Genomic DNA, 20,859 nt, shown 5'->3' on the forward strand with positions numbered 1-20,859 from the left:
TGGCGTGCGCATGTGCGAGTCCACCCCCGACCGGGTGAATGGGGAATTCGCCCGGTACTCCATCTCCAGGGGGAGAACTTGCGCAGACAAGTGAAGAATGCGGCCGCGGCCACCGTGGCGACGGCCGCAGCAGTCGCCCTCGCAGCGGGTATGACCAGCCCCGCGTCGGCGAAGCCCGGACGCGCCTCGGTGGCTGCCACCGCCGCCTCGAAGGCCGCCGTCAAGCACCACGTCACCCTGATCACCGGTGACCGCGTCGCCCTCGACGCCAAGGGCCGTGTCGTCGGGCTGGAACGGGCCAAGGGACGGGAGCACATACCCTTCCAGGTCCGCAAGGCATCCGGACACACGCTGGTCATCCCCGCCGACGCGGCCCGCCTGGTCGCCTCCGGCACGCTGGACCAGCGCCTGTTCGACATCACCGAGCTGAACAAGGCCACCACCCGCAAGGCCCAGAAGAACGGCCTGAAGGTCATCGTCGGCTACCGCGGCTCCGCGACCGCCGCCAAGGCCGACGTCCGGGACGCGGGCACCCTGCGCCGCAGCCTGAAGGCGCTCAACGCGGACGCCGTGCAGACCCCGGTCAAGGACACCGCCGGCCTGTGGGACGCCGTCACCAACGGCGACCGGACGGCCTCCGGCATCGCGCACGTCTGGCTCGACGGCGTCCGCAAGGCCGCCCTCGACAAGTCCGTGCCGCAGATCGGCGCCCCCACCGCGTGGGCCGCCGGCTACACCGGCAAGGGCGTGAAGGTCGCCGTCCTGGACACCGGTGTGGACACCAGCCACCCGGACCTCAAGGACCAGGTGATCGAGTCCAAGAACTTCACCACCGCCGCCGACGCCACCGACCACTTCGGGCACGGCACGCACGTCGCCTCCATCGTGGCCGGCACCGGTGCCAAGTCGGGCGGCAAGTACAAGGGTGTGGCCCCGGACGCCAAGCTCCTCAACGGCAAGGTCCTGGACGACAACGGCTTCGGTGACGACTCCGGCATCCTCGCCGGCATGGAGTGGGCGGCCTCCCAGGGCGCCGACGTCATCAACCTCAGCCTCGGCGGCTACGACACTCCCGAGATCGACCCGCTCGAAGCCGAGGTCAACAAGCTGTCCGCCGAGAAGGGCGTCCTGTTCGCGATCGCCGCGGGCAACGAGGGCCCCCAGTCGATCGGTTCGCCGGGCAGCGCGGACGCCGCGCTCACCGTCGGCGCCGTCGACGACAAGGACCAGCTCGCCGACTTCTCCTCCACCGGTCCGCGCGCCGGCGACGGCGCCATCAAGCCGGACGTCACCGCGCCGGGCGTGGACATCACCGCCGCCGCGGCCAAGGGCAGCGTCATCGACCAGGAGGTCGGCGAGAAGCCCGAGGGCTACCTGACCATCTCCGGCACCTCGATGGCCACCCCGCACGTCGCGGGCGCCGCCGCCATCCTGAAGCAGGAGCACCCGGACTGGGGCTACGCCGAGCTGAAGGGCGCCCTGACCGGCTCCACCAAGGGCGGCAAGTACACCCCGTTCCAGCAGGGCTCGGGCCGCATCCAGGTCGACAAGGCCATCAAGCAGTCGATCGTCGCCGACCCGGTGTCGGTGAGCTTCGGTGTGCAGCAGTGGCCGCACACCGACGACAAGCCGGTCACCAAGAAGCTGACGTACCGCAACCTCGGTGACAAGGACGTCACGCTCACCCTGAGCAGCACCGCCACCAACCCCAAGGGCGCGGCGGCCCCGTCCGGCTTCTTCAAGCTCGGCACGACGACGCTGACCGTCCCGGCGCACGGCACGGCCTCGGCCGACTTCACCGTCGACACCAAGCTGGGCGGCACCGTCGACGGCGCCTACTCGGCGTACGTCACGGCGACGGGCGACGGCCAGACCGTCCGCACGGCCGCCGCGGTGCAGCGCGAGGTGGAGTCGTACGACCTCACCCTGAAGTTCATCGGCCGTGACGGCAAGCCCGCCCCGTACTACGAAGCCGACGTCAGCGGCGTGGCCGGCCTGGCCAACGGCGTCTCGCTGAACCCGTACGACAAGTCCGGCACGGTGAAGGTGCGCGCGCCCAAGGGCACGTACATCCTCAACACCTCCGTCTACGGCGACCCCCAGGACGCGTCCAAGGGCATCGACTGGATCGCGCAGCCGAAGCTGACCGTCGACAAGAAGCAGACGATCACCATCGACGCGCGCAAGGCCAAGCCGGTGGACATCACCGTCCCGGCCTCGGGTGTGAAGTCCGAGTTCGCCTCGCCGGAGTACGACGTCACCATCGGCGACGGCCAGTACGGCTACGGCTGGTTCCTCGACTCGTACAAGAACTTCCGCACCGCCCACCTGGGCCCGCAGCTTCCCACCGGGACGCTGTGGCAGCAGTGGGACGGCCACTGGAGCAAGGGCGCGACCGAGGAGTACGACGTCACCTCCGGCGGTGCCGTCAAGCAGCTCGCCACCGGCTACACCAAGCACTACAAGGCGGGCGACCTCGCCACGGTGAAGGCCCGGCTGGGCGCGGCGGCGAGCGGCAAGAAGGGCTCGATCGCCGCGGTGGGCTGGCTGCCCGGCAGCGGCGGAGCCTCCTCCATCAGCATCCCGCAGAAGCTGCCCGGCACCCGCACCCTGCACCTGTCCGCCACGGGCGGCGTGAAGTGGGAGCTCCAGTTCGAGCAGGACGGCGGGGTCGACCAGGACGGCTTCCCGGTCACCGAGGCCGGCTACGGGCTCGGCCAGTTCACCTTCAAGGGCGGCCAGACCTACACCAAGACGGTCAACACCGCCGTCTTCGGCCCGCACCTCGGCAAGGACTTCGGCCTCTTCCGCGACGGCAACGAGATCTTCGGTGCGGTGCCGCTGTTCGCCGACTCCGCCAAGCACGCCGGGTCCTCGGTGTTCACCTCGGTGAACACCACGCTGTACCGCAACGGGACCAAGGTCGGCTCGAACACCGACCCGCTGTTCGGCGAGGCCACCTTCAAGGTGCCGTCCGGTGACGCGGCCTACAAGCTGACCACCTCGGTCAAGCGGTCCGCGAAGGTGTCGGAGGCCTCGACGCGCATCGACGCGGCCTGGACCTTCCGCTCCAAGAAGCCGGCGGACTTCACCAAGCTCCCCGCCTCCGCGCTGCACTTCGGCGCCACGACCGGCCTGGACAGCCGTGTCACGGCCGGCAAGACGGTCACCTTCCCGGTCACCGTGGAGGGCTCCGCCGCCGGCGGCAACCTGAAGTCCCTCGCCGTCTACGTCTCCTACGACGGCAAGAACTTCAAGAAGGTCACCGTCAAGAACGGCAAGATCACGGTGAAGAACCCGGCGAAGAACAAGGCGATCTCGTTCCGCGCCAACATCACCGACAAGAAGGGCAACACGTCGGCGATCACGATCTACAACGCGTACTTCGGCAAGTAGGCCGGAGCGCGGTAGGCCGTAACGCTCCTTGACGAGGGGTGCACCGGAGGACAGCCTCCGGTGCACCCCTCAACGCGTTGCCGCGCGGGTCGCGTCGGCGCCCCAGCTCGCCAGGAGACGGAGGGAGTCCGCGGAGGGAGAGCCCGGGTCGGCGTGATAGGTGACCAGGGACTGCTCCGAACCGTCCGTCAGGCGGAAGCTCTCGAAGTGCAGGGCCAGGTCGCCCACCAGCGGGTGGTGCAGGTACTTGACGCCGTGGCTCTTCTCCTTGACGTCGTGCGTGGCCCACAGCCGGCGGAACTCCTCGCTCTTGACGGACAGCTCGCCCACCAGGACCGACAGACGGGCGTCGTCCGGATCGCACCCCGCGTCCATGCGCAGGGCGCACACGATGTCGATCGCCTTCTGCTCCCAGTCGACGAACAGCTCGCGGTAGGCGGGGCGCAGGAAGACCAGCCGCGCCCAGTTCCGCTCTGCGGGAGGCAGCTCCCCCCAGTCGCCGAAGAGGGCCGCCGCCATCCGGTTCCAGGCGAGGATCTCCGAGCGCCGGCCCACCACGTACGCCGGTACGCCCTCCATGGTGTCCAGCAGCTGCCGCAGCGCCCCCCGCACCTGCTGCTGCCGTGCCGCCGGCTTCTTCTTGTGCGCCTTCGGCTTGGCCAGGTGGGTCAGGTGCGCGTGCTCGGCGTCCGTCAGCCGCAGCGCCCGTGCGATCGAGCCCAGCACCTCGGCCGAGACGTTCCGGCCGTTGCCCTGCTCAAGGCGGGTGTAGTACGCCACCGACACCCCGGCCAGCTGCGCCAGCTCCTCGCGGCGCAGCCCCGGCACCCGGCGGTGCCGTCCGAATGCGGCCAGTCCCACGTCCTCGGGCTTCAGCCGGGCCCGCCGGCTGCGCAGGAACTCGCTCAGCTCCGCCCGCCGGTCCAGGGGCCGGCCGGCGGCCACGCTTGCGTCCGGCTGCTCGTCCCTGCTGTCCATGCGTCCAGTATTCACGGACGTAGGCGCCGGAGCCTGACCCCGCCAGTGGTAGGCACGGCCGTCGTACGCAAAGGCGTGGTCTGGGTGGGCGGCGCCTCGCGCGGCAGCCTGGAGGCCGTGCCCGGCGGGAAGGCAGCCGGGCGCGAGACCCCCCGCTAGGAGATCCTCCGCATGACCACTGTTGCCGCATACGCCGCGCCCGCCGCGAAGGCCCCGCTGGAGCGGACGACCATCGAGCGACGCGCGGTCGGCGAGTACGACGTCCTGATCGACATCAAGTTCGCCGGTGTCTGCCATTCCGACATCCACCAGGCCCGCGAGGGCTGGGGCGAGGCGATCTTCCCGATGGTCCCCGGCCACGAGATCGCGGGCGTGGTCGCCGAGGTCGGCCCCGGCGTGACCAGGTTCCAGGTCGGCGACCGGGTCGGGGTCGGCTGCATGGTCGACTCCTGCCGCGAGTGCGAGAACTGCCTGCGAGGCGAGGAGCAGTACTGCCTCAACGGCATGGTCGGCACCTACAACGCCGTCGGCAAGGACGGCGAGCCCACCTACGGCGGCTACTCCGAGAAGATCGTCGTCGACGAGAACTACGTCATCCGCATCCCCGACGGACTGTCCCTGGACATCGCCGCGCCGCTGCTCTGCGCGGGCATCACCACGTACTCCCCGCTGAGCCACTGGAACGCGGGCCCCGGCAAGAAGGTCGCGATCGTCGGCCTCGGCGGTCTCGGCCACATGGCCGTCAAGATCGCCCACGCCATGGGCGCCGAGGTGACGGTGCTGTCCCAGTCCCTGCGCAAGAAGGACGACGGGCTGAAGCTGGGCGCCGACCACTACTACGCCACCAGCGACCCGAAGACCTTCGAGGAGCTGGCCGGCACCTTCGACCTGATCGTGTCGACCGTGTCCGCGCCGATGGACTTCGGCGCGCTGCTGTCGCTGCTCAAGGTCGACGGCGCCCTGGTGAACGTGGGCGCGCCCGAGGAGCCCGTCGCGCTCAACCTGTTCTCGGTGATCGGCGGTCGCAAGTCGCTCGCCGGCTCCATGATCGGCGGCATCCGCGAGACCCAGGAGATGCTGGACTTCTGCGCCGAGCACGGCATCGGCGCCGAGATCGAGCTGATCAGCGCGGCCGAGGTCAACGAGGCGTACGAGCGGGTGCTGGCGAGCGACGTCCGCTACCGCTTCGTGATCGACACGGCCACGATCTGACCCGCGGTCCCGCCAGGCCGTAGTCCTGCCGGAGCAGTACGGCACCTGTCCGGCCGGGCTGCGGCCTGTGGATCGTCTGCCGGGTGCGGGCCGTCGTGGCCGTTCGCGCGGTTCCCCGCGCCCCTTCGGGCGCTACCCGAGAACGAAGCCCTCCCCGGCGCCGTACGCCCGCACCGCCACGCCTGCTTCGGGGGCGGGCCGCACCACATGGACCCGGCCGGCCCCCGTCACCCGGGCTTCGCCGTCCCCCACCGTGAGCAGCGTGTTCTCGTCCACGGCGACCCCGTACGGCGCATGCCCCCGCGCGACCGCCGCCACCAGCCGCGCCAGCGTGCCCCACTGGGCCGCGTGCACGTCCACCGAGAACGGCACCAGACCGAGCCCCGGGCGTACCTCGATCTCCGTCAGGTCCTCCCCGGTCTCCTCCGGGCACACCGGGACCCCGTCCAGCAGCCACCCGCCGACCACGGCCCGCCGCGCGGCCACGGCGGCACCGGCGGAGAAACCGGCGTACGGCATCCCGCGCGCCGCCAGCAGGGCCGGCAGCCGCTCCAGGCTGTCCACGAGCGCGTCCTGATACGCGGGCGTGAGACCCCCGCACACCAGCAGCCCGTCGATCCCGTCCAGCGCGGCCTCCGGCTCGAACCGGCCGCCGAGCGGCACGAGCGACGGCACCGGTGTGCACGGCGGCCCGGCCTTCCGCAGCGCCGCCGCGTACCGCTCGAACTGCGCGGCCCCGTCGCCCTCGTCGAGGATCAGACACCCGACCCGCCGCTCACCGCCCAGCTCCCGCAGGAACGGCTCGTACACCTCGGCGTGCTCCCAGCCCCCACCGATGAGAAAGACCCGACTGCCCATACCCTCCCCTTCGCCCCCTGCCGATCCATCTCGGCATGAGGGGCGAATCTACGGGGGCGGGCCGGGAGCCGTCGCCCGAATTAGCCGTCGTCCGCCGGGCCGCTCAGGCTCGCGCGACGCCGATCGGGCAGGACAGTCCGGTGCCGCCGAGACCGCAGTAGCCGGCGGGGTTCTTGTCGAGGTACTGCTGGTGATACGCCTCGGCCGGGTGGAAGGGGCGGCCCTCCGCCGGGAGGAGCTCCGTGGTGATCGTGCCGTAGCCGGAGGAGGTCAGGACCTTCTGGTAGGCCTCGCGGGAGGCCAGCGCCGTGGCCGCCTGCTCCGGGGTGTGGGTGTAGATCGCCGAGCGGTACTGGGTGCCCACGTCATTGCCCTGGCGGAAGCCCTGCGTCGGGTCGTGGGACTCCCAGAAGGTCTTGAGCAGGCGGTCGTACGAGATCTGCCGCGGGTCGTAGACCACGCGGACCGCCTCCGTGTGGCCGGTCAGTCCCGAGCAGACCTCCTCGTACGTCGGGTTCTCGGTGTAGCCGCCCTGGTAGCCGACCAGAGTCGTGTACACGCCCGCCGGGAGCTGCCAGAACTTGCGTTCCGCGCCCCAGAAACAGCCCAGGCCGAAGTCGGCGACCTCCAGGCCCTCCGGGTACGGGCCGAGGAGCGGGGTGCCGAGGACGGCGTGCCGGTCGGGGACCTCGTAGGCGAGTGCGGGTCGGCCCTTGAGCGCCTGCTCGGGGGTGGGCAGCTGGGGCCTGCGGCCGAAGAGCATGGGTCTCCCTGTCGGTCTGGGGATGGGGTGCCGGCGGTCTTGCCGACCGGCTCCCTCACAACGCCCCGGGGGGCCCGCCGCATTCCGGTCAGGCAGGCGCCGCCGCGGGCTCCCGCACCGCCTGCACCACGGTGTTGCGGACCCGGCAGTAATGCCCGGCCATGTCACCGCGGTAGCGCCACGGCAGCGCGTTCACATGGCCGTCCACCAGCTTGAACTGCTCCAGCGCCGCCTCGTTGCGGTCCTGGAGGTGCAGGTAGAACGCCAGCAGGTGCCGCAGCTCCGGCAACCGGGGGTGGGCCGGGTCAGCCGCCGCGGCGTCCTGGAGCGCCGCCTCGACCCGGGCCAGCATCTCCGGGGTGTTGTCGGCCGTGGTGTCCTCCGAGTCGTCGTGCTCGAAGTGCGCGATGAGCGGCAGCGCCGTCAGCAGGCTGCCCAGCGGCGCGTCGGCGGCGGCCCGCTCGGCGAACTCGAAGGCCAGCCGCTTCGAGCCGCGCCACTTCGCGCACCAGTACTGGAGGGCCGAGAAGTGGGCCTCGTAGTGGTGCGGGGCACGGCTGGAGATCTCCGCCCACAGCTTGTCCATCTCGGCGTTCGGATAGCCGAGGCCCAGCGCCACCCATATCTCCGCGATGTACGGCGTCGGGTCGTCGCGGTTCAGCGCCGCCGCCCGGGTGATCTCCTCGCGGGCGGAGACCAGGGTGCGGTGGAAGCCCTCGGCCTGCTCCCGGGTCGTGTACTGGGCCGTCTTCGCGCCGCGCAGCTTCCAGGCGAGGATCACCGTGCTGCGCGCCCGGACGACGGCGGCGTCGGGATCGTCGCGCCGCTCGGCCTCCCACGCCAGCAGCCACGCGTCCTCCTCGGCCGCGCGGTCCGCCAGCAGGTACGCGAGCGCCGACCGGCGTTCCCAGTCCCGGCCGATCGCCGCGAGCAGGTCGGCGGCCGGCCGCCAGTCACCACCGCGCACCGCGGTGAGCACGGCGGTCCACTCCGCCGGCAGGGGCGCGGCGAAGTCGGTGTTCTGCCGCTCTGCGGGCAGCAGCCCGAGCTTCTCCGCGGCCTGCGCGGCCTGCGCGGCCTCCGTCGCCTCCGCGTCGTCGTCGGGGCTCGGGTGGAACAGCTCCTTCAGGAACACCCAGGCCAGCCACAGCACGAAGATCAGCGTGGGCACGGCCAGGATGCCCAGGATCCAGAAGAGGACGGTCATCGGGGGTCGGTCCGTTCGCTCGGGGAGGTACGGCGGTGGTGGGGCGGCGCGGGCCGGCCGGAGAGCCGGCAGGCCCGCGGCCCGTCAGGCGTTCTGGGTCGCCGGCGGCAGGAGCGCCCGCAGCTGTGCGGTGTCGGGGTGGTCGGCGAGCGCCGCCTCCACGGCCGCATCCAGCGCCGCCTCCGGGCCGTCGTCCTCCGTCCGTGAGCCCCAGCCGGGCAGCCGCACCGTCGCCGGGCGGGACCAGGAGAACTCCCAGTGCAGCAGCGAACGGGAGCTGAACTCGGCCAGCACCATGGTGCGCAGCGAGCGGCGCAGCACGGGCCGTACGAACTCGCGGAACGCCCGCCCCTTCGAGGCGGCGGCCACCTCCGACAGCGGCAGCTGCTCGGCCACCCGCCACAGCCGCCCGTCGTCGATGACGTCCAGCAGCGCGGAGAGCGTCGCCGGCTGCCCGGTGTACTGGGCCAGCGCCCGGTGCAGCGGGGTCTGCGCCGCCGACAGGCCCGTGGCCATGGAGGCGTCCAGCAGAGCCTCCCAGCCGGCCGCGCGCGGGTAGCGGAGCAGCTCGTCGGTGAGGACGGCGTCCTCCAGGGCGGCCAGGGTGCCCGCCGGGTCGGTCAGCAGGGCCAGTGCCGCCCCCTTGGCCTCGTCGGCGCGGCCGTCGGCGGGCAGCGCCTCGATCCGGCGCACGCGCTCGGCGATCGGCGGGTGCGAGTCGTACGGACCGGCCGGCTCCTCCGGAAGCTCCGAGCGGAGCCCCGCCAGCTCCAGTTCACGGGCCGTCAGCAGTCGGCCGAAGCCGCCGAAGAACTCGCCGCGCGGCGGCAGCAGCCGGGCCTGGAGGCCGAGGGTGGCGTAGGACTCCAGGTAGAAGTCGTGGGAGGCGGACAGGACCGGGATCTCGCGCAGCGCCGACGCGGTCGCGTCACGTCCGGCGATCCGGGCGGCGGTCAGGTCGGCGGCGAACTCCTGGCCGCGCGCGGTGGAGAGGGAGGCGCGCAGGTAGAGCTTGCCGTACGCGGTGTAGATCTTCGCCATCGTCCGGTACGTCGCTCCGACGCCGGTCGTGTCGATCCGCTTGCCCTTCTTGCCCTTGGCGATCCGCTTGGCGGACGCCCGTTCCTGCCGGGCCCGGTCGGCGGCGACCTTGTCGTCCGCCTTCTCGTGGAACTGGCCGATGACCCGGCCGATCTGCACGCGCCCGCGCACGACGAGCGCGGAGAGCCGGGTGTCCCCGCCGGTGAAGTGCCCGAACTCATGGGCGAGCACGGACCGCAGCTGGGCCTCGGTCAGGCCGGTCAGCAGCGGGACGCCGAGGTAGAGCCGGCGCGGACCGGGGAGCAGGCCGAGCAGCCGCGGATTCTCGCTGACGGCCGCGTTGACCTCGCCGGTGAGCAGGATCCGGTCGGGCGCGCGGGTGCCGGCCGCCGCGGCCAGCTCCCGGACCAGCGCCCACAGCCGGGGCTCGTCGGCCTCGGTGACCGGGATGCCGTGCCCGTCCTCACCCTTCGGGGTGCGCAGCATCAGCATGCCGCGGACGACGGGGATGGCCAGCAGGACCGTGACGAAGCCGACCTTCACCGTGAGCGGGCCGTGTCCCCAGCTCGCCACGAGGACGTCGATGCCGATCAGCGCGGCGAGCAGGACGAGGCTCAGCAGATAGAAGCCGAGCAGCAGGACGAGGGCGCGCAGCGCGCGCAGAGTTGCGCCCATCGGGCAGATCCCCCCACAGGACCTCAGGAAAAGGGACATGACGGAGCGCCGGGCCGGCGGCGGGCCGACCGGTCGCGGGCGGTGCCTGGCGGTGCTTGGTGGTGCGGTGTGGGGGGATGCGGAGTATGCCCTACCGCAGGTCAGAAGGGCAATGCGGGGAGTGGGGAAGGGAAGGCGTGGCGGTTCCGGGCAAGGTGCCTGGGCGGGCGGTGTCAGCCGGGGAGGCCGGCCGGGCTGCCGCCGTTGGCCTCGTAACCGGCCACCGCCAGCGCGCGGTGCAGGGCGAACTCGGCGGCCGGGTCGGTGAACAGGGTCCACGGCAGCGCGCCGACGTGGCCGTCGATGTGTATCAGCTGCTGCATGGCCTCCGCCCAGCGCTCGGCGCGGACCAGGAAGAAGAGCAGCAGGTGTCGGACGTGCGGCAGCGTCGGGTCGCCGGGGTCGGCCGCGTGCACGGCGTGCAGCGCGCCGTGGATCGCCTTGGTGACGACCTCGCTCTGGTAGAAGCTCGCGACCAGGTTGACCTCCGGCAGGTGCTCGAACACCGCGAACAGCGGCAGCGCGGCGAGCAGCGAACCCTCCGGAGCGCGGGCCGCGGCGGCCTCCGCGAAGGAGTACGCCTGCTCGCGCGAGCCGTGCCACTTCTCGCACCAGTAGTGCAGCGCGGCCAGATGCGCGCCCATGTGATGCGGGGCGCGGTCGAGGATCTTCAGCCACAGCTGGTCGAACTCGGCGTGCGGATAGGCCAGTCCGCGCGCGATGGACAGCTCTGTCACGTAGGGCACCGGGTCACCGGGCGCCAGCAGGGCCGCCTGCGCACAGGAGTCCCGCGCCTCCTCCATGATGATCCGGAAGTCGTCCGTGCCCGGCGTCGACGTCCGCCAGGCCTGCTGCACCAGGAACTCCGCGTGGACGGCGGCGCCGCCCGCGTCCTTGGGCTGCTCGGCCCGCCACACCCGCAGCCACTGGCCGCCCGGCGTCTCGTGCACCCCGCCGGGCCGCTGCTGCAACTCCAGCGCGGCGGCACCGGCGAAGGCCTGCACCCGCTGCCAGCGCCGCTCGCCCTCGGACTCGGTGCCGGCCAGCAGTTGGGCGGCGGCCCGGTAGTCCTGGGTGCGCTGCACCAGCTCCAGGACCTGGAGCAGGTCCTCGTCCGGGCCGGGCAGACGCACGTCCAGCTCCTCCTGGCGCACGAAGCCGTAGGCCGCCGGGTCGGCGGCGTCCGGGTGTCCCGGGGGGACCTGCTCGATGGCCCCGCGCCTGCGCCGTATGAGCGGGAGCAGCACGAAGCCCAGCAGGAGCAGCGCCATGAGCAGCCAGAGAATCGACATGCCTCAAGCGAACCAGACGCCGCCGACAATTGGCGAACCCCGCCACGGGGCTGTGGAAAACTCCGGACGGGGGCATGACAGCCGGTCCCCTCGCAGACGGGAAGCACAGGGGCTCGGAGCACGTCGGCGGGGCGGTCGGGAGCGCGTCGGTGGGGCGGCCCGGAGCGCGTCGGCGGGGCGGTCCGCAGCATGCCGCCGGGGACTGCCGCAGCGTGCCGACGAGATCGCGCGGCACGGCGAGATCTCATGGCGGGCGTCACGATCCCGCCGGGCGCATTACGCTCGGTGCACATGAGCGACAGGCACATCAGTCAGCACTTCGAGACCCTCGCGATCCACGCGGGCAACACCGCGGATCCCCTCACCGGCGCGGTCGTCCCGCCGATCTACCAGGTCTCGACCTACAAGCAGGACGGCGTCGGCGGGCTCCGCGGCGGCTACGAGTACAGCCGTAGCGCCAACCCGACCCGGACCGCCCTGGAGGAGAACCTCGCCGCGCTGGAGGGCGGTCGCCGCGGCCTCGCCTTCGCGTCCGGTCTGGCGGCCGAGGACACCCTGCTGCGTACGCTCCTCACCCCCGGCGACCACGTGGTGATCCCGAACGACGCCTACGGCGGCACCTTCCGGCTCTTCGCCAAGGTCGCCACCCGCTGGGGGGTGGAGTGGTCGGTCGCCGACACCAGCGACCCGGCCGCCGTGCGGGCCGCGATCACGCCGAAGACCAAGGCCGTGTGGGTGGAGACCCCCTCCAACCCGCTGCTCGGCATCACCGACATCGCCGCCGTCGCTCAGGTCGCCCACGACGCGGGCGCGAAGCTCGTCGTCGACAACACCTTCGCCACGCCGTACCTCCAGCAGCCGCTGTCCCTCGGCGCCGATGTCGTCGTGCACTCCCTGACCAAGTACATGGGCGGCCACTCCGACGTGGTCGGCGGCGCGCTGATCGTCTCCGACCCGGGGCTCGGCGAGGAGCTGGCCTACCACCAGAACGCGATGGGCGCCGTCGCCGGCCCCTTCGACTCCTGGCTGGTGCTGCGCGGCACCAAGACCCTCGCGGTGCGCATGGACCGGCACAGCGAGAACGCCACGAGGATCGCCGACATGCTGTCCCGGCACGCGCGCGTGACGAGCGTCCTCTACCCGGGGCTGCCCGAGCACCCCGGCCACGAGGTCGCCGCCAAGCAGATGAGGGCGTTCGGCGGCATGGTGTCCTTCCGGGTCGAGGGCGGCGAGCAGGCCGCGGTCGACGTGTGCGACCGCGCCCAGGTGTTCACCCTCGGCGAGTCCCTCGGCGGCGTCGAGTCCCTCATCGAGCACCCCGGCCGGATGACGCACGCCTCGGCGGCCGGTTCCGCGCTGGAGGTCCCGGCCGACCTGGTGCGCCTGTCGGTCGGCATCGAGAACGTCGACGATCTGCTGGAGGACCTTCAGCAGGCGCTCGGCAAGTAGCGGGATCACCAGCCGGTGAGCGGTGGGGTCGTCTGCGAGGGCGGCTCCACCCAGGGGTGGGCGTCGGCCGCCCACACCGCGAACGCGACGGCCGCGACGCAGGCCAGCAGCCACAGGATCCGGCGGACGAGCCGCCGCTGCCGCAGCAGGCGTTCGCCACGGCGCGCCGCGTCCCCGCACAGCTCCGGCGGCACCGGCGCCCCGCCCCGCTCCATGATCCGCCGCACGGCGGCTTCCCGCTCGTCCCGTTTCACCACGGCTCCCCGCCGCCGGACCGGCGCTTCCACGAGGAGGGGCCGCCCTGGTGGCGGTCGTCCGAGGGGACGCGCCGCACGAGGTCGTCGGCGCGGCTCATGACGGTGCCGCCCCGGTGCTCGCCGCGCGGCGGGCGGCCGGGCGGGCGGGGTGCAGCACATCGGCCGTCGCGCGGTCGCAGAGGGCGTGGACGCGTTCCGTGGGCAGGCCGAGCAGGGCCGCCGTCTGCTCCTCGGCGACACCCTCGTAGAACCGCAGGACGAGGACCAGTCGCTCCCGCGGCGTGAGCGCGGCGAGCGGACTGCGCGGATCGGGTCGGGCGCGGCCGAAGGCGCCGTACCGGTGCCAGGTGGTGCGCGCGAAGCGGGTGGCGAGGTACTGGCGGGCGCAGTCGTACGGGTCCTCGCCGCGCAGCCGGTCCCAGCGGGCGTAGGTGTGCGCGAGCGCGAGCGTCAGCAGGCGCCGCGCGCGCGGGTTGGCGTCCGGCGCCTCCGCGGTGAGCAGCATGGCGGCGTGCAGCAGGCGCCCGGCCGCGCCCGCGACGAACGCCTCGAACTCCCGGGCCCGGCGGGCACCACGGGCCACTTGCCGATCCCCCACCGCGCCTCCCCCCGACGGGGTCCCGCCCCGGCCCGGCCGGAGCAGCCGGTCTGGGCGAACCCCTCTGCGGACCCGGTCTCATATCAGGCCAGTGGCGCGCCGGGGTCAAGACCCCGGAGCCCCTGCTGTGCGGTGCGCGGTCAGGAGGCCGGGGGCTGCTCCGCCGCCGGAACGCCCTGCACCGTCATCCGCGCGGAGAGCGCGTGGTTGAAGCGGGTGAGGAGCGTGCAGAACTGCTCGCGCTCCTCCGGTGCCCAGTCGTGTGTCAGCTCGGCCATGAGCTGACGCCGGGACGAGCGCACCTCCTCCAGCCGCGCGGCGCCGCGCGGCGACAGCTGGAGCACGACCGCGCGCCCGTCCTCCGGGTGCGAGGTGCGCTTGACGAGCCCGGTGTCGACCAGGGGCGCCACCTGCCGGGTGACCGTGGAGGAGTCGATGCCCATGCTCGCGGCGAGCGCCTTGACGCCCATCGGGCCTTCGTTGTCGAGCCGGTTGAGCAGCAGGTACGCGGCGCGGTCCATGGAGTTGCGCACCTGGCCGACGCCGCCGAGCCGCGTCTGTTCGGCACGGCGGGCGAACACCGCCACCTCGTGCTGGAGAGTGTCGAGGAGACCGGTGTCACCGACGGTCGTCATGTCCATCGACATTTCAGGTGTTGTGGGCATGGCCGGAGGCTCGCTTCATGAAGGGCTGCTGGGTTGGGGGACAGGGTACGCGGCCCGGCGCCGAGCCGTACCGGCGCTGCACGAACCGGTCTCGCTGCTTGGTCACACCCGCCGTGCGCGAACGTGAACTGCGATGCTGGAGTCATGAGCTATCGCGCGGCTGACTCCTTGCGCTCCGTGACCCTCGACGATGTGCGCGGCGCCCAGAAGATGCTCTCGGGGGTGGCCCGTGTGACCGCGATGGAGGGCAGCCGACACCTGTCCCAGCTGGTCGGCGCCCCCGTGCACCTGAAGTGCGAGAACCTCCAGCGGACCGGCTCGTTCAAGCTGCGCGGCGCCTACGTGCGGATCGCCGGGCTGCTGCCGGAGGAGCGGGCGGCCGGTGTGGTGGCGGCGAGCGCCGGCAACCACGCGCAGGGCGTCGCGCTGGCCTCCTCCCTGCTCGGTGTGCACGCGACGGTGTTCATGCCGAAGGGCGCGCCGCTGCCGAAGATCAGCGCGACCCGGGACTACGGCGCCGAGGTGCGCCTGCACGGCCAGGTGGTCGACGAGACGCTGGCCGCCGCCCAGGAGTACGCCGCCGGGACCGGCGCGGTGTTCATCCACCCCTTCGACCACCCGGACGTGATCGCCGGCCAGGGCACGGTCGGCCTGGAGATCCTGGAGCAGTGCCCGGAGGTCCGCACGATCGTCGTCGGCATGGGCGGCGGCGGGCTCGCGGCGGGTATCGCGGTGGCGGCGAAGGCGCTGCGGCCGGACGTGCGGATCGTCGGCGTGCAGGCGGAGGGGGCCGCCTGCTACCCGCCCTCGCTGGCCGCCGGGCGCCCGATGTCGTTGCTGAACCCGGCGACGATGGCCGACGGCATCAAGGTGGGGCGGCCCGGCGTGGTGCCGTTCGGGATCGTCGACGAGCTGGTCGACGAGGTGCGCACGGTCAGTGAGGACCAGTTGTCGGCGGCGCTGCTGCTCTGCCTGGAGCGGGCCAAGCTGGTCGTGGAGCCGGCCGGGGCGAGCCCGGTGGCGGCGCTGCTGGCCGCGCCGGACGCCTTCGAGGGCCCGGTCGTCGCGGTGCTCTCCGGCGGCAACGTCGACCCGGTGCTGATGCAGCGGGTGCTGCGGCACGGCATGGCCGCGCAGGGCCGCTACCTGGCCGTCCGGCTGCGGCTGACGGACCGGCCGGGCGCGCTCGCCACACTGCTCGGGGTGCTGTCGACGGTCGACGCCAACGTCCTCGACGTGAGCCACGTCCGCACCGATCCCCGGCTCGGTCTCACGGAGGCCGAGGTGGAGCTGCACCTGGAGACGAAGGGCCCGGTGCACTGCGCCGAGGTCGGCCGGGCCCTGCGGGACGCCGGCTACACCGTCATGGCCTGACCCACAGCGGCCGACCACGGCCACCACCCGTTCGAGCGAAGCCTCTTGAGGGACGCGATACATCGCGTTATGGTGTGTCGTGTGGTCGCCGGCCTGCCCGCTCGCCCACGCACGGCCCCCGCCGCGCACCGCATCGCATCCGCGAAAACCCCGGGCGCGGCCCGGCGAACAAACCTAGCCTTTGCGAAGAATCCGTCCCGAAAATCCCCGACGACGTGGAGACACATATGCCAGGTGCCATCTATGCCGAAGGCCTGGTGAAGACCTTCGGTGACGTAAGGGCACTGGACGGCGTCGACCTCGACGTGCCCGAGGGCACGGTCCTCGGCCTGCTCGGGCCGAACGGCGCCGGCAAGACGACGGCCGTCCGCTGCCTGACGACCCTGCTGCGCCCCGACAGCGGCAAGGCGGTGGTCGCCGGCGTGGACGTGCTGCGGCACCCCGACGCCGTGCGCCGCTCGATCGGCCTGTCCGGCCAGTTCGCGGCGGTCGACGAGTACCTGACCGGCCGGGAGAACCTCCAGATGGTCGGGCAGCTGTACCAGATGCGGGCGAAGGCGGCCAAGGCGCGCGCGACGGAGCTGCTGGAGCAGTTCCACCTCGCCGACGCCGCCGACCGTCCCGCCAAGACCTACTCCGGAGGCATGCGCCGCCGGCTGGACCTCGCCGCGGCCCTCGTGGTCTCGCCCCCGGTGATGTTCATGGACGAACCGACGACGGGCCTCGACCCGCGCAACCGCCAGCAGCTGTGGGAGGTCATCAAGCAGCTCGTCTCCGGCGGCACGACGCTGCTGCTCACCACGCAGTATCTGGAAGAGGCCGACCACCTGGCCCACGACATCGCGGTCGTCGACCACGGCCGGGTCATCGCCAAGGGCACGTCCGACCAGCTCAAGGCCCGCACCGGCGGCGAGCGCGTCGAGGTCGTGGTGCACGAGCGGGAGGAGATAGCCGCCGCCGCGGAGGTGCTGCGCGGCTTCGGCAAGGGCGAGCCATCGGTCGAGGAGCACACCCGCAAGCTCACGGTGCCCGTCACCGGCGGCGCCAAGCTGCTCGCCGAGGTCATCCGCGAGCTGGACTCGCGCGGGATCGAGATGGACGACGTCGGGCTGCGCCGCCCCACCCTCGACGACGTCTTCCTGTCCCTGACCGGACACGCGGCGGAGAGCGCCGAGCAGGACGAGCGGAACGGCAAGGAGGCCGTGAAATGAGTGCCGTCACCGAGACCGCGCCCGTCGCGGCGCCCGGCAACCCCGTGGGCAGATCCGTCCGGGACTCACTGGTCATAGCCCGCCGGAACCTGATCCGCATGGGCCGTATCCCGGATTGTGTTCGCTCGTATCGGTCAGGTTCCATCTTGCCGCGCGCCTGGGACCTGCGCGTGAGCGGGCTGGAGACTTGGAAGGAGCAGGCGAAGTGAGCGCCATGAACGACTCCCTCGTCATTGCCCGGCGGAATCTGATACGTATGTCCAGGATTCCTGAGATGATCCTTTTGGGCTGATTCAGCCGGTGATGTTCGTGATCCTCTTCACGTACGTCTTCGGTGGATCGATGAAGATCGGCACCACCACCGACCCGGCCGTCTACAAAAACTTCCTGATGGCTGGCATCTTCGCGCAGACCGTCACCTTCGCCACCGCGGGCGCGGGCGCGGGGATCGCCGACGACATGCACAAGGGACTCATCGACCGGTTCCGGTCGCTCCCGATGGCGCGTGGTGCGGTGCTGACCGGCCGCACCGTCGCGGATCTCGTGCAGACGGCCCTAACCCTACTGGTCCTCGCGATCGTCGCGTTGCTCGTCGGCTGGCGCCCCGGCTACGAGGAGCCGACCAACTTCGGGAAGGTCTTGGCCGGCTTCGGCCTGCTACTCCTTCTGGGATACGCCTTCACCTGGATCGGCGCGCTGATCGGTTTGTCCGTACGCACGCCGGAGGCAGCGACCTCGGGAGGTCTGATCTGGCTGTTTCCGGTGACGTTCGTCTCGAACGCGTTCGTGGATTCCCGTCAGATGACGCCCTGGCTGCGGCACATTGCCGACTGGAACCCGTTCAGCGCGACCGTGCAGGCATGTCGCACGCTCTTCGGCGACCCAGGCCAGTCCCCGTCCGACGCCTGGCCGATGCAGCACCCGGTGTGGGCATCGCTGCTCTACTCGATCCTGATCATCGCCATCTTCCGCACGCTCGCGGTTCGCAAGTACCGCCGAGCCGTCGGTTGATTAAGCTTCCTCGTTGTGTCCCCTGCGTGGCCGCCGATTAGGCGTGCAACGCTACGAGAGCGTAACGGCCCGCCGAATAAACCGGCGAGCCTTCACGAAGGTCAGGGCTAGCAGATCACTACATTTCCGGAATCTGCGTACCACACGGTTTTTCCGTTGACTGAGGCTTCGACATGGGTGTGGACCGAGGCGCAGTTGGGGCGCGTAGTTGACACTGTCACTGTGCCAGCAGTGATTGTCTTACAGTTACTGGCTATCACGACATCGGGCGCGTACGGGTGCAACTGAAGTAGGGAGACGCAGACCTTCGTGGGAGCGTTCGGGCCATTGAGGTTGGCCGAGCCGATGAGGTTGTTGCCGCTGAGGTAGGGAACCTGGACGGTGCCCGAAGCCTGCTCGCCTGCCTGGGCAGCAAGCGCGCTGGTAAGGACGAGTCCCGTGGCCGCCACCGCAGTTGCCGCGATCCGGAATATGCCCTTCACTTCGCTCCTTATGTAGTCACGGTGCTGGGTTAGTTCGGTTGAGCGCGAGCTAGATTACCTGCCACCTGCAGCTATTTTCGATCTGAATTCAGCCACCCTTTGGCTAGATTAGCGATCGTTATTGACCCGGTTCGCAGGGTATTGGGGGTAGGTCATTCTTTAATTGAACTGAAAGGTCGCCCAAATCGCGACCTAAAGGATAAATCGGCGGTTTTCTAGGGTAAAAAAGATTATGTGCTGCGGGAGAACTGCTTTGCGTCGCCCCGCACTTCGCATCCAGGTCGGAAACGCTGAGGGGCTGTAAGGCACCCCTCGCGCGCTCGCTGTACGCAAGTACCGCCGGTAGAAAATTGATGGCTCCGTCTTCCGGGCCCCCATTCGCTAAATTCGGTTAGGTTGCAGATGGTCGGGGCTTCTGGCTTGGGAAAGAACTCGTATCGAAGCTTCTCCAATAGATGGAGGGGCTCCCTTATGCCTCTGCGGCGCGTTCTGGCCCGCTTCCCTGGGTACCCGTCGTGGGTGTGTCCGGTGCACGTCGGGTTGGTCGCCCGTAGGCGTGCTCTGGTTGATCGCGCGCTAGTAGGGGAGCTGGTACGGGCATGGCGGTTGACGCTGCTCGAACGGAAGAGGGGTTCACTGCGGCGGGGGCTGCGCGGGTGATGGCCGCCGCGTGTCGAGCTGCGGGGCTCGACGACAGAGGCGCGGAGTTGATCCGCCTCGGGGAGAACGCGCTGTTTCGGCTTGCCTCGGTGCCGGTGATCGTGCGTGTGGGGCGGGCGGCGTGCGGACGCCTGGCGCGCCTCGGGGGCCTGGAAGGCTGCCATGGAGGCTCTGAAGGGCGCTGGTGGGGTCCCGGTTCCCCCGCTCATGGTCCTGCCGCCCATGGAGGTCACGGGCAGCATCGATCCGAAGTTCGCGGCGCTGGAGCTGGAGACTCTAGAGGTCTGTGAGGGCGACCAGGAGTGCTGTAACCAGAACCACACCCACGCACAGCCTTCCCCGAGATGCTGATCTTCGGACTGATCCAGCCCATCATGTTCGTGGTGCTGTTCACCTACGTGTTCGGCGGCTCGATCCAGGTCGGCTCGTCCAACTCCACCCAGGCCTATCGCGAGTTCCTGATGGCCGGCATCTTCGCCCAGACCGTCACGTTCGCCACGGCGGGCGCCGGCGCGGGCATCGCCGACGACATGCACAAGGGCCTCATCGACCGGTTCCGCTCCCTGCCCATGGCGCGCGGAGCGGTCCTGACCGGGCGCACCCTCGCCGACCTGGTCCAGACGGCGCTGACCCTGCTCGTCCTCGCGGTCGTCGCCGTGCTGGTCGGCTGGCGCACACACGAGAACTTCGGCAAGGTGCTCGCCGGATTCGCCCTGTTCCTGCTGCTCGGCTACGCGTTCTCATGGATCGGCGCGCTCATCGGCCTGTCCGTGCGCACCCCGGAGGCGGCGACCTCGGGCGGCCTGATCTGGCTGTTTCCGCTGACGTTCATCTCGAACGCCTTCGTGGACGCGAACCGGATGCCGGCCTTCCTGCGGCACATAGCGGAGTGGAACCCGTTCAGCGCCACCGTGCAGGCCTGCCGGGAGCTGTTCGGCAACTTCCCCCCGGGCTTCCGTACGCCCGACGCCTGGCCCATGCAGCACCCGGTCCTGGCCTCGCTGATCTGGTCGGTCCTGATCATCCTGGTCTTCCGCACCCTCGCGGTGCGCAAGTACCGCTCCGCGACCGCCTGACGGCACGACGGCGGCGGGCGCGGGCCCGTGCGATGGTCGGCCCGGGTCATGACAAGGCCCCCGGCGGCCCTGAGGGCGCCGGGGGCCTGAAGCCAGTCAGGGGGCCGGGATCAGCCCGTGTACGGCTCGGCCTTCAGGATCCGGACCGAGGCCTTCTTGCCGTTCGGCAGCTCGTACTCCGCGTCCTCGCCGACCTTGTGGCCGGTGACGCCCGCGCCGAGCGGGGACTGCGGAGAGTAGGTCTCGATGTCGGCGCTCGCGTACTCGCGCGAGGCGAGCAGGAACGTCAGCGTGTCGTCCTCGTCACCGTCGAAGGCGATCGTGACGACCATGCCGGGCGCGACGACACCGTCCGCGGCCGGCGGCTCGCCGACCTTGGCGTTCTCAAGGAGCTGGGTCAGCTGGCGCACACGCAGCTCCTGCTTGCCCTGCTCCTCCTTGGCCGCGTGGTACCCGCCGTTCTCGCGCAGGTCGCCCTCCTCGCGCGCAGCCGCGATCTTGGCGGCGATCTCCGTGCGCGCAGGACCAGTAAGGTACTCAAGCTCGTCCTTGAGCTTGTTGTACGCCTCCTGGGTCAGCCAGGTGACGTTCTCGCTGGTCTGGGTCACAGGGTGC

At 71.1% G+C, this 20,859-nt stretch carries 17 protein-coding genes and 3 pseudogenes; 9 read left to right on the top strand and 11 right to left on the bottom strand.

Annotation, left to right across the window (positions count from 1 at the left end; translation table 11 throughout):
- Window positions 1-150: 150 nt before the first annotated feature.
- Entirely contained in the window at window positions 151-3,396 is a 3,246-nt protein-coding gene (locus tag IE273_RS27350; protein ID WP_229887603.1) for a S8 family peptidase, read from the top strand.
- A 69-nt stretch (window positions 3,397-3,465) separates the two neighbouring features.
- Here the strand turns inward: IE273_RS27350 and IE273_RS27355 are convergent, their stop codons facing one another.
- Window positions 3,466-4,374 carry a helix-turn-helix domain-containing protein gene (locus IE273_RS27355; protein WP_189817830.1) on the bottom strand — a complete coding sequence of 303 codons (909 nt, stop codon included), beginning with the start codon at window positions 4,372-4,374 and terminating at the stop codon, window positions 3,466-3,468.
- 171 nt (window positions 4,375-4,545) lie between these two features.
- Between IE273_RS27355 and IE273_RS27360 the strand changes: the two genes are divergently transcribed.
- A complete protein-coding gene (locus tag IE273_RS27360) occupies window positions 4,546-5,586 on the top strand; it encodes an NAD(P)-dependent alcohol dehydrogenase (protein WP_189817831.1) in 1,041 nt (346 codons plus the stop codon).
- 132 nt (window positions 5,587-5,718) lie between these two features.
- On the opposite strand, the gene IE273_RS27365 is transcribed toward IE273_RS27360, so the two are convergent.
- The 5 genes from IE273_RS27365 to IE273_RS27385 form a co-directional block, all read right to left on the bottom strand.
- Entirely contained in the window at window positions 5,719-6,444 is a 726-nt protein-coding gene (locus IE273_RS27365) for a type 1 glutamine amidotransferase family protein (RefSeq protein ID WP_189817832.1), read from the bottom strand.
- A 103-nt stretch (window positions 6,445-6,547) separates the two neighbouring features.
- Entirely contained in the window at window positions 6,548-7,207 is a 660-nt protein-coding gene (gene msrA, locus IE273_RS27370; protein ID WP_189817833.1) for a peptide-methionine (S)-S-oxide reductase MsrA, read from the bottom strand.
- An 88-nt stretch (window positions 7,208-7,295) separates the two neighbouring features.
- On the bottom strand, window positions 7,296-8,414 hold the full coding sequence (locus IE273_RS27375) for a hypothetical protein (protein WP_189817834.1): 1,119 nt from the start codon (window positions 8,412-8,414) through the stop codon (window positions 7,296-7,298).
- A gap of 84 nt (window positions 8,415-8,498) precedes the next feature.
- Window positions 8,499-10,130, bottom strand: coding sequence for a M48 family metalloprotease (locus IE273_RS27380; RefSeq protein ID WP_189817835.1), 1,632 nt, complete (start codon window positions 10,128-10,130; stop codon window positions 8,499-8,501).
- Between the two features lie 212 nt (window positions 10,131-10,342).
- On the bottom strand, window positions 10,343-11,461 hold the full coding sequence (locus tag IE273_RS27385; RefSeq protein ID WP_189817836.1) for a hypothetical protein: 1,119 nt from the start codon (window positions 11,459-11,461) through the stop codon (window positions 10,343-10,345).
- A 291-nt stretch (window positions 11,462-11,752) separates the two neighbouring features.
- On the opposite strand from IE273_RS27385, the gene IE273_RS27390 reads away from it, so the two are divergent.
- On the top strand, window positions 11,753-12,910 hold the full coding sequence (locus tag IE273_RS27390) for a cystathionine gamma-synthase (protein ID WP_189817837.1): 1,158 nt from the start codon (window positions 11,753-11,755) through the stop codon (window positions 12,908-12,910).
- A gap of 5 nt (window positions 12,911-12,915) precedes the next feature.
- Here IE273_RS27390 and IE273_RS27395 read toward each other — a convergent pair whose 3' ends face one another.
- The 3 genes from IE273_RS27395 to IE273_RS27405 all read right to left on the bottom strand — a co-directional run bounded on the left by IE273_RS27395 (window position 12,916) and on the right by IE273_RS27405 (window position 14,412).
- Entirely contained in the window at window positions 12,916-13,164 is a 249-nt protein-coding gene (locus IE273_RS27395) for a hypothetical protein (protein WP_189817838.1), read from the bottom strand.
- 97 nt (window positions 13,165-13,261) lie between these two features.
- Window positions 13,262-13,765, bottom strand: a complete 504-nt coding sequence (locus IE273_RS27400; RefSeq protein WP_189817839.1) for a sigma factor-like helix-turn-helix DNA-binding protein — start codon at window positions 13,763-13,765, stop codon at window positions 13,262-13,264.
- A 140-nt stretch (window positions 13,766-13,905) separates the two neighbouring features.
- Entirely contained in the window at window positions 13,906-14,412 is a 507-nt protein-coding gene (locus IE273_RS27405; RefSeq protein ID WP_171159750.1) for a MarR family winged helix-turn-helix transcriptional regulator, read from the bottom strand.
- A gap of 162 nt (window positions 14,413-14,574) precedes the next feature.
- Between IE273_RS27405 and ilvA the strand changes: the two genes are divergently transcribed.
- The 4 genes and pseudogenes from ilvA (at window position 14,575) to IE273_RS27425 (ending at window position 18,026) form a co-directional block, all read left to right on the top strand.
- Window positions 14,575-15,804, top strand: coding sequence for a threonine ammonia-lyase (gene ilvA, locus IE273_RS27410; RefSeq protein WP_189817840.1), 1,230 nt, complete (start codon window positions 14,575-14,577; stop codon window positions 15,802-15,804).
- Between the two features lie 227 nt (window positions 15,805-16,031).
- Window positions 16,032-17,015, top strand: coding sequence for an ATP-binding cassette domain-containing protein (locus tag IE273_RS27415; protein ID WP_058081702.1), 984 nt, complete (start codon window positions 16,032-16,034; stop codon window positions 17,013-17,015).
- Window positions 17,012-17,224 carry an integral membrane transport protein gene (locus IE273_RS43860; RefSeq protein WP_229887605.1) on the top strand — a complete coding sequence of 71 codons (213 nt, stop codon included), beginning with the start codon at window positions 17,012-17,014 and terminating at the stop codon, window positions 17,222-17,224. Before IE273_RS27415 ends, IE273_RS43860 begins: the two co-directional genes overlap by 4 nt.
- A gap of 5 nt (window positions 17,225-17,229) precedes the next feature.
- Window positions 17,230-18,026, top strand: a pseudogene (locus tag IE273_RS27425) (ABC transporter permease).
- A 107-nt stretch (window positions 18,027-18,133) separates the two neighbouring features.
- Here IE273_RS27425 and IE273_RS27430 read toward each other — a convergent pair.
- Window positions 18,134-18,508, bottom strand: a complete 375-nt coding sequence (locus tag IE273_RS27430) for a hypothetical protein (RefSeq protein WP_189817841.1) — start codon at window positions 18,506-18,508, stop codon at window positions 18,134-18,136.
- A 599-nt stretch (window positions 18,509-19,107) separates the two neighbouring features.
- Between IE273_RS27430 and IE273_RS43865 the strand changes: the two are divergent.
- Window positions 19,108-19,284: pseudogene (locus IE273_RS43865) on the top strand (aminoglycoside phosphotransferase family protein); the annotation flags it as partial.
- 222 nt (window positions 19,285-19,506) lie between these two features.
- Window positions 19,507-20,244, top strand: a pseudogene (locus IE273_RS27435) (ABC transporter permease); the annotation flags it as partial.
- Window positions 20,245-20,354: 110 nt separating this feature from the next.
- On the opposite strand, the gene greA reads toward IE273_RS27435, so the two are convergent.
- A complete protein-coding gene (gene greA / locus IE273_RS27440; RefSeq protein ID WP_189817842.1) occupies window positions 20,355-20,852 on the bottom strand; it encodes a transcription elongation factor GreA in 498 nt (165 codons plus the stop codon).
- Window positions 20,853-20,859: the final 7 nt, after the last annotated feature.

It is taken from the genome of Streptomyces olivaceoviridis, from assembly GCF_014650115.1.
Taxonomy (GTDB): Bacteria; Actinomycetota; Actinomycetes; order Streptomycetales; family Streptomycetaceae; genus Streptomyces; species Streptomyces olivaceoviridis.